At 66.9% G+C, this 13094-nt stretch carries 13 protein-coding genes; all 13 read right to left on the reverse strand.

Going from position 1 to position 13094, the window contains the following annotated elements; all coding sequences use genetic code 11:
* Positions 1-98 precede the first annotated feature (98 nt).
* Complete coding sequence (locus QRN07_RS11035) at positions 99-749, reverse strand: MazG nucleotide pyrophosphohydrolase domain-containing protein (protein ID WP_285241029.1); 651 nt, start codon at positions 747-749, stop codon at positions 99-101.
* A gap of 100 nt (positions 750-849) precedes the next feature.
* The gene (locus QRN07_RS11040; protein WP_050684904.1) at positions 850-1986 is read right to left on the reverse strand and encodes an adenosine deaminase; all 1137 of its coding nucleotides are present in this window, start codon (positions 1984-1986) and stop codon (positions 850-852) included.
* Between the two features lie 39 nt (positions 1987-2025).
* On the reverse strand, positions 2026-2724 hold the full coding sequence (locus tag QRN07_RS11045) for a DedA family protein (protein WP_285241047.1): 699 nt from the start codon (positions 2722-2724) through the stop codon (positions 2026-2028).
* A gap of 220 nt (positions 2725-2944) precedes the next feature.
* The gene (locus tag QRN07_RS11050; RefSeq protein ID WP_285241030.1) at positions 2945-3574 is read right to left on the reverse strand and encodes a DedA family protein; all 630 of its coding nucleotides are present in this window, start codon (positions 3572-3574) and stop codon (positions 2945-2947) included.
* A 6-nt stretch (positions 3575-3580) separates the two neighbouring features.
* Positions 3581-4900 (reverse strand): thymidine phosphorylase, encoded by a 1320-nt coding sequence (locus QRN07_RS11055; RefSeq protein WP_285241031.1) that lies wholly within the window; start codon positions 4898-4900, stop codon positions 3581-3583.
* Complete coding sequence (locus QRN07_RS11060) at positions 4897-5304, reverse strand: cytidine deaminase (protein ID WP_082178228.1); 408 nt, start codon at positions 5302-5304, stop codon at positions 4897-4899. Before QRN07_RS11060 ends, QRN07_RS11055 begins: the two co-directional genes overlap by 4 nt.
* A gap of 5 nt (positions 5305-5309) precedes the next feature.
* On the reverse strand, positions 5310-6635 hold the full coding sequence (locus QRN07_RS11065; RefSeq protein WP_285241032.1) for an ABC transporter permease: 1326 nt from the start codon (positions 6633-6635) through the stop codon (positions 5310-5312).
* Entirely contained in the window at positions 6632-7987 is a 1356-nt protein-coding gene (locus QRN07_RS11070) for an ABC transporter permease (protein ID WP_285241033.1), read from the reverse strand. Before QRN07_RS11070 ends, QRN07_RS11065 begins: the two co-directional genes overlap by 4 nt.
* Positions 7980-9554, reverse strand: coding sequence for an ABC transporter ATP-binding protein (locus tag QRN07_RS11075; RefSeq protein ID WP_056597912.1), 1575 nt, complete (start codon positions 9552-9554; stop codon positions 7980-7982). The genes QRN07_RS11070 and QRN07_RS11075 overlap by 8 nt, the downstream gene beginning before the upstream one ends.
* Positions 9555-9732: 178 nt before the next feature.
* Positions 9733-10842 (reverse strand): BMP family lipoprotein, encoded by a 1110-nt coding sequence (locus tag QRN07_RS11080; RefSeq protein WP_285241034.1) that lies wholly within the window; start codon positions 10840-10842, stop codon positions 9733-9735.
* Positions 10843-11088: 246 nt separating this feature from the next.
* On the reverse strand, positions 11089-12120 hold the full coding sequence (locus QRN07_RS11085) for an NADP-dependent oxidoreductase (protein WP_285241035.1): 1032 nt from the start codon (positions 12118-12120) through the stop codon (positions 11089-11091).
* Positions 12117-12545, reverse strand: a complete 429-nt coding sequence (locus tag QRN07_RS11090; RefSeq protein WP_050684895.1) for an organic hydroperoxide resistance protein — start codon at positions 12543-12545, stop codon at positions 12117-12119. The genes QRN07_RS11085 and QRN07_RS11090 overlap by 4 nt, the downstream gene beginning before the upstream one ends.
* Before the next feature lie 56 nt (positions 12546-12601).
* The gene (locus QRN07_RS11095) at positions 12602-13036 is read right to left on the reverse strand and encodes a MarR family winged helix-turn-helix transcriptional regulator (RefSeq protein ID WP_050684894.1); all 435 of its coding nucleotides are present in this window, start codon (positions 13034-13036) and stop codon (positions 12602-12604) included.
* Between the last annotated feature and the right edge of the window lie 58 nt (positions 13037-13094).

Here is a 13094-nt window from a genome sequence, read left to right on the forward strand (position 1 = left end):
ATTAACGGGGGATGTTGCAGAAAATGTTGACGTCCTCGTCACGGACAAGCGTAGTCCAGAGTGGCCCAGGTTACGGAAACCTATCCAGCCCCCGGACGTCACGGCAGGGGTGTGGCGGCGGGCCGGGGTTCCGGGGCGTCCTGTTGCTGGTAGCGCCTGATGGCACCGCGCAGGGCGCGTTCGGCGTCCAGGCCACCGGCGGCGGCGGAACGGACGACGCCGAACAGCAGGTCCCCGAGCTCGTCCTCCGTCTGCGGGGCAGGCCCCGCCGGCGGCAGCGCGAGTCCGGCGCGGGCCGCGCGGTCCAGGGACTTCTGCGCCCTCGCCAAGGCGGGAAGGGCCTGCGGGATGCCCTCGAACGGGCTGGCCCGGCCGGGCCGTTCGGTGCGTTTTACGGCGTCCCAGGTCTGGACGATTTCCTCGATCGAGGCCGGGAAACTGTCCTGCAGCGAACCGTCGGGACGGAACACGTGCGGGTTGCGGCGGACCATTTTGGCAGCCAGGCCGCGAGCCACGTCGTCGAACGCAAAAGCGCCGCGCTCCTCCGCGAGCCGGGCATGCAGGACCACCTGCAAAAGGACGTCGCCCAGTTCACCGCAAAGTTCGGCGTCGTCAATCCCCGCAGCGTGGTCCGCGCCGTCCGCGACCTGGCCCGAAGCTGCCGGGGTACCCGCCTCGATGGTCTCGGCGAGTTCGTACGCCTCCTCGAGGAGGTATTCCACCAGGGAGGCGTGCGTCAGGGCGCCCATCCAGGGGCAGTGCTCCCGAAGCGCGGCGATTATCCCAACTAATTCCTGCCCAGCCAGCAGCTCCCCCGCAGGGGAGCCGCCGGGCGTTGCAGCGTGCTGGTCAGCCAAGGTTGGCGTAGGCGTCGTTGATGTACTCCACCAGCGCTTCCTTCTCCTCGAGGGGCAGGAAGGAGGCCTCGGCCGCGTTGAGCGTCAGTTCCAGCAGGTCATCGAGGTCGTAGTCGAACGTCTCCACCAGGAGGTCGAACTCGTCGGTGAGCGTAACGCCGCTCATAAGCCGGTTGTCGGTGTTGATGGTGACGTTGAAGCCCAGCTGGTACAGCATGTCCAGCGGGTGGCTCTCGATGCCCTCGCCGAAGCCGGAGATGGCGCCGGTCTGCAGGTTGGAGGACGGGCAGATTTCCAGGGCGATGCCGCGGTCGCGGACCCAGCTGGAGAGGTCGCCCAGGGTCACCATTCCGATGGTGTCCCCGGCGTCGTCGTCCTCGTCGAATTCCACGGTGATGTCTTCGGCGATCCGCACGCCGTGGCCCAGCCGGAGGGCCCGGCCGTCCACCAGTGCCGACTGGATGCTCTCCAGGCCGGCGGCTTCGCCGGCGTGCACGGTGGCGGGGAAGTTGTGCTGGGCAAGGTAGGTGAAGGCGTCCTTGAAGCGTGCGGGCAGGAAGCCGTCCTCGGCGCCGGCGATGTCGAAGCCCACGGCGCCCTGGTTGCGGTGCCTGACGGCGAGCTCGGCGATCTCCTGGCCGCGGTCAGCGTGGCGCATCGCGGTGATCAGCTGGCCTACCTGGATCTCCCGGCCCGTTTCGCTGACTGCTTCGACGCCGGCTTCCAGGCCTTCCTGGACGGCTTCCACTGCTTCGTCCAGGGACAGTCCCTGCTGCAGGTGCTGTTCGGGGGCCCAGCGGACTTCGCCATACACCACACCGTCGTCCGCGAGGTCTTCGACGAATTCCTTGGCGACCCGGAACAGGCCTTCGGCGGTCTGCATCACGGCCACCGTGTGGTCGAACGTTTCCAGGTAGCGGACCAGGGAGCCGGAGTCGGCCGACTCGCGGAACCACTCACCCAGGGCCACAGGATCGGTGGAAGGAAGGGTGTGGCCGGCGGCCTGCGCCAGCTCGATGATGGTGGCCGGACGGAGTCCTCCGTCCAGGTGGTCATGCAGGGAAACCTTGGGCAGGCTCTTCAGGTCAAAATCGAGGGCAGGGGCAGCGTCAAGAATAGGCTCAGTCACGTTCCAACCATAGGGTGGCCGGAGATGCAAAGCCAGCCGCTACTTGGCCGCGCCGTCCCCCGGGGTGGGTGCCAGGATGCCGGTGGATCCGCCGGCGGACTCCGGGGCGCCGGCGCCGCGGCCATCGGTTCCAGCGTCGGCACCCTGGGCGTCGTTGCGTGCCAGGTGCTTGTGCCACCAGCGGAGCACGTGGTCGATCACGATGCCCAGCAGGACGGCGAAGACCACGGCGATGCCAACACCGAGGAGCGGGTTGTGGTGGACCCACTGGCCCGCAAGCAGCCCGATGCCGATCGAGTAGCCCACCCAGGTGACGCAGGCGAAGGCATCGAGCCAGAAGAAGGTGCGGTGCCGGAAACCTGTCTGTCCCGCCACATAGTTCACTGCCACCCGGCCCCAGGGAATGTAGCGGGCGGTGAAGATCAGCACGGCGCCGCGTTTTTCCAGCTCATACTGGGCCCAGCCAAACATCTTTTTCACCTTGGGCCGGCGCATCCACCTCCAGCGGTCCAGGCCGATCTTTTTGCCCAGCATGTACGCCATGTTGTCCCCGGCCATGGCGCCCACAAGGGCCGTGGCCCCAAGGATCCACAGGTTGGGCTGCCCGGTGTGGAGCGACAGCGCCGAAAGGCCTACAATGGCGGTTTCGCTGGGCAGGATGGTGGCGAAGCCGTCAACAAAAAAGAAGACCAGGAGCACAGGATAAATCCACGGCTGCTCGGCTGCTGACTCGAGCATTTGGTTCAGGAAATCCACGCGGACTTGCTCCTCAGGGACAGTCGCCGAAAACGTCGGCAGAAATCGCAATAAGTGTCCCACGGCCGGGACGTCGTTCGCTACGCCCCGGCCCCGGAACACCTGTTCCAACGGTATCCCGGCCTGCCCCGCGGCGGCGTCGTCCCAGCGGGTGATATCCGGGGTCCGAGCTCCTCCACCCAGGGGCTGATCCGCGCGGGGCCTACGCCTCCGGTTCGCGCATCCGTTCCACCATGGGGGCCTTGCGCCGGACCTTGTTGATCACCAGGTCCACCACCACACCCAGGGCCACGGCGCAGACGATTGCGATGGCCGCCCCCAGCAGGTGGTTGTCCTCGAACCACTGGCCAAAAAACAGGCCGATGCCCACGGAGTAGCCGGCCCACAGCGTGGCCGACAGCGCGGTCAGGCCCACGAACCGCAGGTGGTGGTAGTGGGTGGCTCCGGCGGTGAGGTTCACGGCAACCCTGCCGATGGGGACAAACCTGGCCACCAGCACCAGCGAGGCCGGGCGTTTGCGAAGCTCACGGCCGGCCCACCGGAACGCGTTCTGCATGCGGGGTCCGCGCATCCAGGCCCAGCGCTGCACGCCCACCTTCCGCCCCAGCAGGTAGGCGATATTGTCCCCCGCAAACGCCCCGAAGCCCGCCACCAGGACCAGGAGCCAGGGGTTGGGCACGTCCGCGGTGGCAGCCACCGCGGCCAGGCCCACCACCACGGACTCGCTGGGGATGGGCGGGAAGAAGCCATCGATGATGCAGCACGCCAGGACCAGCGCCAGGACCCACGGTTGTCCGGCGGCGGCGAGGATGAAATCGTTGATGGCCTGCATGGGTCCCTACGCGATGCGGTCGATGATCAGCTGCTGCGCGGGCCGGGAGCCCTCCGGGGCGATGACCACTGCGTGTTCCAGTGCTTCCCTGGCCCGGGCAAACCGCTCCGGAGTGTCGGTGAGCAACGTCATGAGCGGCTCCCCCGCACGCACCAGGGCGCCGGGTTTGGCGTGCAGCCGCACCCCGGCTCCGGCCTGGACCACGTCCTCCTTGCGGGCGCGGCCGGCACCGAGGCGCCAGGCCGCGACGCCGACGGACAGGGCGTCCAGTTCCACCAGCACACCGTCGGCGGGGGCGTAGACGACATCGGACTCCCTGGCTTCCGGCAGCCTGGCGGCGGGATCGCCGCCCTGGGCCCGGATCATCCGGTTCCACACGTCCATGGCCCGGCCGTCCTTGAGGGCGGCTGCCGGGTCGGCGTTGTGGACGCCGGCGCAGGCCAGCATTTCCTCCGCCAGGCGGACCGTCAGCTCCACCACGTCGGCGGGGCCGCCGCCGGCCAGCACCTCCACGGACTCGGCCACCTCGATGGCGTTGCCGGCGGTCAGCCCCAGCGGGGTGTTCATGTTGGTGAGCAGGGCCACCGTGTTGACTCCGGCGTCCTTGCCCAGCGCCACCATGGTCTCGGCGAGTTCGCGGGCGGTGGCCTCGTCCTTCATAAACGCGCCGCTGCCCACCTTGACGTCCAGGACCAGGGACCCGGTGCCCTCGGCGATTTTTTTGCTCATGATCGAGGAGGCGATCAGCGGAATCGCCTCCACGGTACCCGTCACGTCCCGCAGGGCATAGAGCTTTTTGTCGGCAGGGGCCAGGCCGGCGCCCGCAGCGCAGATCACGGCCCCCACATCCTGCAGCTGGGCCAGCATCTCCGCGTTGCTGAGGTCCGCCCGCCAACCCGGAATCGCCTCCAGCTTGTCCAGGGTGCCGCCGGTGTGTCCCAGGCCGCGGCCGGAGAGCTGCGGGACAGCCACGCCGAAAACGGCCACCAGTGGTGCCAGCGGAAGGGTGATCTTGTCCCCCACACCGCCGGTGGAGTGCTTGTCGGTGGTGTACTTCAGGCCGCCGTCGGGCCGCCGGAGGCTGGAGAAGTCCATCCGATCGCCGGAGGCGATCATGGCCGCCGTCCAGCGGGCAATTTCGGTCCGGTCCATGCCGTTGAGCAGGATGGCCATGTTCAAGGCGGCCATCTGCTCGTCGGCGATGGCGCCCCGGGTATAGGCGTCGATGGTCCAGTCGATCTGTTCGGGACTCAGGGTCCCTTTGTCCCGTTTGACGCGGATGATGTCAACGGCGTCGAAAGCTTCGGATGTACGGTTCGCTGTCACCGGGTTTCCTCCAGGTGTTCGGGACCGAAGGCGTCTGGCAGCACCTGGTCCATGGTTTTGATGCCGTGGGTGGTCATAAGCTCCATGTCCGGGGCCCGGAACTCATAGAGCAGCTGCCGGCAGCGGCCGCAGGGCATCAGCACGTTGCCGGCGCCGTCCACGCAATAGAACGCCCGGAGCCGGCCGCCGCCGCTCATGTGCAGGTTGCCCACCAGCGCGCACTCGGCGCAGAGGGTCAGGCCGTAGCTGGCGTTCTCCACGTTGCAGCCGCTGACAATCCGGCCGTCCGCGGTGAGCGCCGCGGCGCCCACCGGGAACTTCGAATACGGGGCGTAGGCGTTGCCCATGGCCGCCACCGCTGCCTGTTCCAGGGCGGCCCAGTCCACCGCCGTTCCGTTGTCCACGGCCGTCAACCCTTAACGTACGGGATGCCGCTGGCCGCCGGCCCCCTGGATTTGCCCACCAGGCCGGCGACGGCGAGGACGGTGACCAGATAGGGCAGCATGGCCATGAACTGGCTCGGCACCGGGGTGCCGATGATGGTCACGATGCTTTGCAGGTTGTCGGCGAAGCCGAACAGCAGCGCTGCGAAGAACGCCCCGATGGGGTTCCAGCGGCCGAAGATCAGCGCGGCCAGGGCGATGAAGCCGCGTCCGCCGGAGATTTCCTTGGTGAAGCTGTCGATGGCCACCAGGGTGAAGAACGAGCCGCCGATGCCTGCCACGGCACCGCCGAGGGTGACGTTCCAGAACCGGGTGGCGTTGACGTTGATGCCCAGGGTGTCGGCGGCCTGCGGGTGCTCGCCCACGGCCCGGACGCGCAGGCCCCAGCGGGTCTTGAACAGGCCTACCCACACCACCAGGACGGCGGCGTACATCAGGTAGCCCACCAGGGACTGGCGGAACAGGATGGGCCCGATGATCGGGATGCCGGACAGCAGCGGAATTTCGATGATGTCCAGTCCCGGTGGGGAGTTGAACTGTGCCTTGTTGGCCTGCATGACGGTGCTGAACAGGAAGCCGGTGACGCCGGAGACCAGGACGTTCAGCACCACACCCACGATGATCTGGTTGACCACGTACTTGATGCTGAAGACGGCGAGCACCATGGACACCACGGCGCCGGCGGCAGCCGCGGCGATGAGCCCGATGAACGGGTTCTGGGTGATGGTGGCCACGATGGCGGCCGTGAAGGCGCCGCCCAGCAGCTGGCCTTCGATGGCGATGTTAACCACACCCACCCGTTCACACAGCACGCCGGAAAGGGAACCGAAGACCAGGGGCACGGCCAGCGTCACGGAACCGGCGATGAGGCCGGCCAGGGAGATGGCCGGGGTGCGGGCACCGCCCACCACCCAGATCAGGAAGGCTGCGACGAAAAGGACAATAAAGGCCACGTTGAGCCAGCCGGGGGCAGGCCGGTCCTGGGTCTTGAGGTAGACGGCATAGCCGGCCAGGGCCAGCAGCACAATGGACAGCACCAGCCCGCCGGCGAAGGCGTTGATCTCCAATGCCGGCAGCTGGAAGAAGTCGCTGCCCGTGGAGATGCCGAAGCTGGCCGTTTGGTTGGGACCCATGAGCCCGAAAAACACCAGGGCGATCAGGGCGAAGGCGGCGAGGATGACGGGCGTGCGCCAGCCCACGGGTTTGGCGGAGACCGCGGCTGCCCGCTCCCCCGCTCCGGCGTTTACGGGCCGCGGGGTACCCGGGTTGGGTGAGGAAACTGTTGTGCTCATGCGGCACCTCCGGTGGTGGCTGCGCGGCGGGACTTGGCTGCGCGGGCGGGTTTCTTCCGCCGCGGGTTCAGTCCGAAGACGGCGCGGACCAGGGGCGGTGCCGCGATGAAGAGGACGATCAGGGACTGGACCACCAGGACGATGTCAATGGGGGTGCCGGTCTGGATCTGCATCTGGACGGCTCCGGCGCGGAAGGCGCCGAAGAGCAGTCCGGCCGCGAAGGTTCCCCACGGCGTCGAGCGCCCCAGCAGCGCCACGGTGATGGCGTCGAACCCGTAGGTGGCTGCGACGCCGTCGGTGAGGACCTTCTCGGTGCCGGCCACCTGGGCCACGCCGGAGAGGCCGGCGAGGCCACCGGCGATGGCCATCACCAGGATGGTGGCGCGGGAGACGTTGATGCCGGCGGTCTGGGCAGCCTTGGGGTTGGCGCCCACGGCCCGGAACTCAAAGCCCACGGTGGAGCGGTTGAGGAGCCACCACACCAGGACGGTTGCGGCGATGGCCAGGACAAAGCCCAGGTGGAGGCGGAACTGGCCGCCCAGGATCTGCGGGTACACGGCGCTGGCGTCGAGGATGGGTGAGATGGGGTTGGTCTCCCCCGGCCGCTGGAACGCGGGGGTGTTCAGCAGGTAGCGCAGGAAGTACAGGGCGATGTAGTTGAACATGATGGTGAGGATCACCTCATGGGCGCCGGTGCGGGCCTTGAGCAGGCCCACCAGTCCGCCCCACACCGCGCCGCCGATGATGCCTGCCACAAGGACCAGCAGCAGGTGCAGGCCCAGCGGCAGGTCCAGGGCGAAACCCACCCAGGCGGCCAGGATGCCGGCCATGATGATCTGGCCCTGCGCGCCGATGTTGAACAGCCCGGCCCGGAAGGCCAGGGCCACGCCCAGGCCCGCCGTGATGAGCGGCGTGGCGATGGTCAGGGTCTCGGTAAACGGCGCGAACTGGGCCGCGGCGGTGTTGCCGCGCGGGTTGAACACCGAGCCCTGGAACAGTGCGATGTAGGACCGGGTGGCCGCGTTCCATACCGCAGCCAGGAAGTCGGCGGGCCGGGCGAACAGGTACGTCGACGTGGCGGCGACCTGTTTGTCGGTGCTGGCGATCAGCAGGCCGCCAATGACCAGTGCCAGGAGGACGGCCAGGACGGAGACCATCCCGCTGCCGGTGAAGATTTTTCGGAGCACGGTGTCCGGGCCGCCGGGAAGCTGCCCGCTTTGGGCGGTGGCGGGGACTGCAGACGGTTCCATGGCACCGCCGGCGGTGTCCACGGCGGCCGCGGCTGCGGTCTGCTCCGGAGCGGTTTCCGGCGTTTCGCCGGCTGCGTGTTGGGGTTTGGGATTCTCAGGCATGGTCGCCTCCCTCGGTGTCGGCGGTGGCGGCGGGCTGGGTGCCCGTGGACGGGCTGGCGGTGTGTTCGCCGGGGGCGATGCCTGCCATCATGAGGCCAAGGACGTCCCTGCCCGTGCCGGCCGGGACGATGCCCACCAGCTTGCCCTTGTAGAGCACCGCGATGCGGTCGGCGAGTTCCATCACCTCGTCCAGCTCGGTGGAGACGATCATCACCGGGGTGCCCTGGTCCCGTTCGGCCACGATGCGCCGGTGCAGGAATTCGATGGAGCCCACGTCCACGCCGCGGGTGGGCTGGGAGGCAATAAAGAGGCGCAACGGCCGGGACAGCTCCCGGGCCATCACCACTTTCTGCTGGTTGCCGCCGGAAAGGGTGCCGGCGGCGGCAGCGGCGGAGGGGGTGCGGACGTCGAATTCGCCGATCCGTGCCTTGGCGTTTTCCATGATCTTTGCCGGGCTCATGCTGATGCCCTTGGCGTAGGGGGGCTTGTCGTAAAGGTCGAGGACCAGGTTTTCCGCCACGGAGAAGGTACCGACGAGGCCGTCCACTTTGCGGTCCTCCGGGACAAACCCGACGCCGGCGCCGAGGACGTCCTTCACGGACCGGCCCAGGAGTTCCTTGCCGTCAAGGGTGACAGATCCCGAAACCCTGTCCTGCAGGCCCAGGATTGCCTCGGTCAGTTCGGTCTGGCCGTTGCCCTGGACTCCGGCGACGGCGAGGATCTCGCCGCGGGCGATGTCGAAGCTGAGCCCGTCCACCATGTGCTGGCCGTTGGGGGCGATCACCGTCAGGTCCCGGACCTCGAAAGTGGTTTCCTGCGGTGTGGCCGGCTCCTTGTCCAGGGTCAGGCTCACCGCACGTCCCACCATCATGGACGCGAGTTCGGTGGTGGAGGCTGCGGGATCCGCTGTGCCCACCACTTTTCCGCGCCGGATCACGGTGATGGTGTCGGAGACGGCCTTCACTTCGCGCAGCTTGTGGCTGATGAAGACGATGGAGGTGCCGCCGGCCTTGAGCTGGCGCATGATGTCCAGGAGCTCGTCCGTTTCCTGGGGTGTCAGGACGGCAGTGGGCTCATCGAGGATCAGGACGCTGGCGTTGCGTACCAGGGCCTTGATGATTTCCACCCTTTGCTGGACGCCGACGGGCAGGTCTTCCACCAGGGCGTCCGGGTCCACGTCGAAACCGTACTGGTCCGAGATTTCCCGGATCCTGCGCCGGGTTTCGTCCAGGTTCAGGAAGCCGGCCGCCTTGGTGGGCTCGGCACCCAGGGCCACGTTTTCGGCGACGGTGAAGACGGGCACCAGCATAAAGTGCTGGTGCACCATGCCGATGCCCGCAGCCATGGCATCACCCGGGCCACGGAAGGAGACGGGTTTGTCGTCGACGAGGATCTCGCCTTCGCTTGGCTCGTACAGCCCGTACAGGACGTTCATCAGGGTGGATTTGCCGGCACCGTTTTCGCCGAGCAGACAGTGGATCTGACCGGACTCAACCACCACGTCGATGTGGTCGTTGGCAATCAGGGTGCCGAAGCGTTTGGTGATCCCTCTGAGTTCAAGTTTCAAAACTCTGACCAATCTCGAAGCGTCCGGTGATCGACCGGACGGGATATGTGGCTGCAGGACCAGCCTAGTGGGTGCGGTCCTGGGATGGGCGGGGGTGTGCCCGGTGGCGCGGCCAGCAAAAAGCGCCACCGCCCGGCGGGTCAGTGACCAACCGGGCGGTGGCGCTTACAGGCAGTGCTCAGACCTTCGGGCTGGACTCGGACACAACCTTCAGTTTGCCGTCCACGATGTCCTTGCTGATCTGGTCCAACTCGGCCTTCAGTTCGGCCGGGACCTGGGATTCGAAGTCATGGAACGGTGCCAGCTTCACACCCTCGTTGGCCAGCGTGCCAACGTACGGGGTGTTGCTGAACTTTCCGTCCTTGTCTTCCTTGACCACCGTCTCCACGGCGTCGCCCATCTCCTTCATCACGGAGGAGAGCATGATGTCCTTGTAATCGGGTGCCGTGAGGTATCCGTCGGAGTCAACCCAGATGAGCTTGACGTCCTTTCCGGCGGCCTTGGCTTCCTTCAGCGCCGCGCCGGCGCCCTTGCCCACGGGGCCGGCCACGGGCATCACAATGTCGGCACCCGAGTCCAGGAAGTTCTGCGTGAGCTGCTTGCCGACGTCCTGCTTTTCGAAGTCGCCGGTGAAGCTGCCGTCTTTCGCTTCCTTGTTCCAGCCAAGGAGCTTGACGTCCTTGCCCTTCTGCTCGTTGTAGTACTTGACGCCGTCCGCGTAGCCGTCCATAAAGATGGTGACGGTGGGGATCTTGATGCCGCCGAACGTGGCGACCGTTCCGGTCTTGGTGGACCCGGCAGCAAGGTAGCCGGCCATAAACGCAGCCTGGGCCGTGTCGTAGATGATGGGCTTGACGTTGCTGATGGGGGTTTCATAGCCGAAGTCAATGATGGCGAAGTGGCTGTCCGGGTTCGCCGTTGCCTGTGCCTTGGTGGCGTCGCCCAGCAGGTAGCCCACCGTGACGGTGAGGTCGCAGCCGGCGCTGACCATGGCCCGCAGGTTGGGGTCGAAGTCGTTGTTGGTTTTGGATTCAACCTGGTTGACCTTGATGCCCAGGTCGGTTTCGGCCTTCTTCAGGCCCTCGTAGGAGGACTGGTTGAAGGACTGGTCGTCAAACCCGCCGGAGTCGGAGACGATGCAGCCGGTGTAGTCCGTGGCGCCGGCGCTTGGGCCGCTGCCTGCCTCGGGTGCCGCGCCGCAGGCGCTGAGCAGGAGTGCGGACGCGCTGATGGTGGCCAGCCCTGCCAGTGAACCGCGCTTGAAGGGTGCACGCAGTGATGTCTTCAATTTTCCTCCAGGATGAAGAGAGTGGCGCTACGGCTGGAATTCAATGAGTGTCCGTTTCTACACTGAAATTCTGTTTTCACTGAGGGCCCGCAGCACTGCGCCGGAGCGCACTGATGCCATTACTTTAGTGGCCTGCGCCACTCCCCTGTAGCACAGGGGCACCCGTTCCCGGAGATTGTTTACAAGTTGTTACCAACCAGTAGGCGTGCCGCGCGGTGGCGGCACGCCTACTGGCTGCGGAGGCGTTTAGCCCTGGGGCTGGATCCGCACCAGCATCTTGCCGGTGTTGGCGCCGTCCAGCAGGTCCATAAAGGCCTGCGGGGCGTTTTCGAGTCCGTCCACGATGGTTTCGTCGTAGCTGATGGAGCCGTCTGCAAGCCACGCTGCGGCCTTCTCCATAAACTCGTCCTTCAGGTGCCAGTAGCCACCCACCAGGAATCCGCGCAGGGTGAGCTGCTTGCCGATGGCCAGCATGAGGTTCCGCGGCGCCGGTGTGGGCTCGGTGGAGTTGTACTGGGCGATGGCACCGCACATGGCAACGCGGCCACCCACGTTCAGTACGGACAGTGCTGCCTCGAGGTGCTCTCCGCCGACGTTGTCGAAGTAGACGTCGATGCCGTTGGGGCCTGCGGCTTTTTCGAGCTGGTCCCGGACAGGTCCGTCGTTGTAGTTGAAGGCGGCGTCGAAGCCGAGCTCCAGCAGGCGGGCCACTTTTTCCGGGGTACCGGCGGAACCGATGACCCGGGAGGCGCCCATGGCCTTGGCGATCTGGCCTACCAGCGAGCCCACGGCCCCTGCTGCGCCGGAGACGAAGACGGCGTCGCCGGCCTTGAATTCGGCCACCTTGAGCAGGCCGGCGTAGGCGGTCAGGCCCGTCATGCCGAGGGCGCCAAGGAAGGCGGACTCCGGGGCGAGCTCGGGGCGCACCACTGCGGTGGTAGCGACGTCGACAACGGCGTACTCACGCCAGCCCAGCGAGTGCACCACCGTCTCCCCCACGGCCCGGTCAGCTGACCGGGACGCGATGACCTCGCCCACGGCGCCGCCGTCGAGCGCCTGGTCCACGGCGAACGGCGCCGAGTAGGACTTGACGTCGTTCATGCGGCCCCGCATGTAGGGATCAACCGACATAAAGGTGTTGCGGACCAGGATCTGGCCGTCCTGCAGCTCCGGCAGGCCCGACTCGGCGAGGCGGAAGTTCTCCGCCGCCGGCCGGCCTACCGGGCGGGAGGCGAGCTGGATTTCGCGGGTGCTGGTGGGAAGTGTTGTCACGCTCATGCTGCAAACTCCAATACCTTGATGTCCACCGTGATGTTGCCGCGGGTGGCGTTTGAATAGGGGCAGACCTGGTGGGCTTTGGCGACCAGGTCTTCTGCGGTGCCCAGGTCGAGGGCGGGCAGTGCGATTTCGAGGTCGACGGCGAGGCCGAAGCCGCCGTCGGGAAGCTGACCCAGGTGCACCTTGGCGGCGACGGCGGAGTCCGCGAGGTCGGCGCGTTCCTTGCGGCCCACAAGGCGCAGGGCGGAGTGGAAACAGGCCGCGTAGCCGGCGGCGAAAAGCTGCTCGGGGTTGGTGCCTTCGCCGCTGCCGCCGAGTTCAACGGGGCTGGCCAGGTCAACTTCGAGTTTTCCGTCATTGGTGCGTGCGGTGCCGTCGCGGCCTTCGCCGGAGGCCAGTGCCTCGGCTGTGTAAAGGGTCTTCACAGGAACAGTTCCGTTCTGTAGGTGATTGCTTGGAAAATGGGGGGTCCTGCCGCGGGTCAGACGGCGGAGTGCAGGGCTGCGGTGAGCTTGCCCAGTGTGGTACGGAGCTGCTCCAGCTCATCGGCTGAGAGGCCGGCAGCATCTGCGAGCCGCTGCGGGATGGCACTGGCCCGGACGCTGAGTTCCCGGCCTGCGGCGGTGAGGTGGACGGCCACCCGGCGTTCGTCCTCTCCCGACCGGCGGCGCTCCACAAAGCCCAGGGCTTCGAGCCGCTTGAGCAGGGGCGACAGAGTGCCGGAGTCCAGGCCAAGTTCCTCGCCCAGTTCCTTGACGCCCCGGGGGTCGTTCTCCCAGAGGACCAGCAGTACCAGGTACTGCGGGTAGGTAAGGCCGAGGTCTTCCAGGACGGGCCGGTAAACGGCGGTGGCTGCCCGGGATGCGGAGTACAGCGCAAAACACACTTGACGGTCCAGCCTGGGGGTTTCGCTCATGCATCTACCGTAGCCCACAATTGAATTGTGCACAACTTAGATTGTGGCGGACAGCCGA

Origin of the sequence: Pseudarthrobacter sp. MEB009 (genome assembly GCF_030208875.1) — a bacterium.
Classification (GTDB): domain Bacteria; phylum Actinomycetota; class Actinomycetes; order Actinomycetales; family Micrococcaceae; genus Arthrobacter.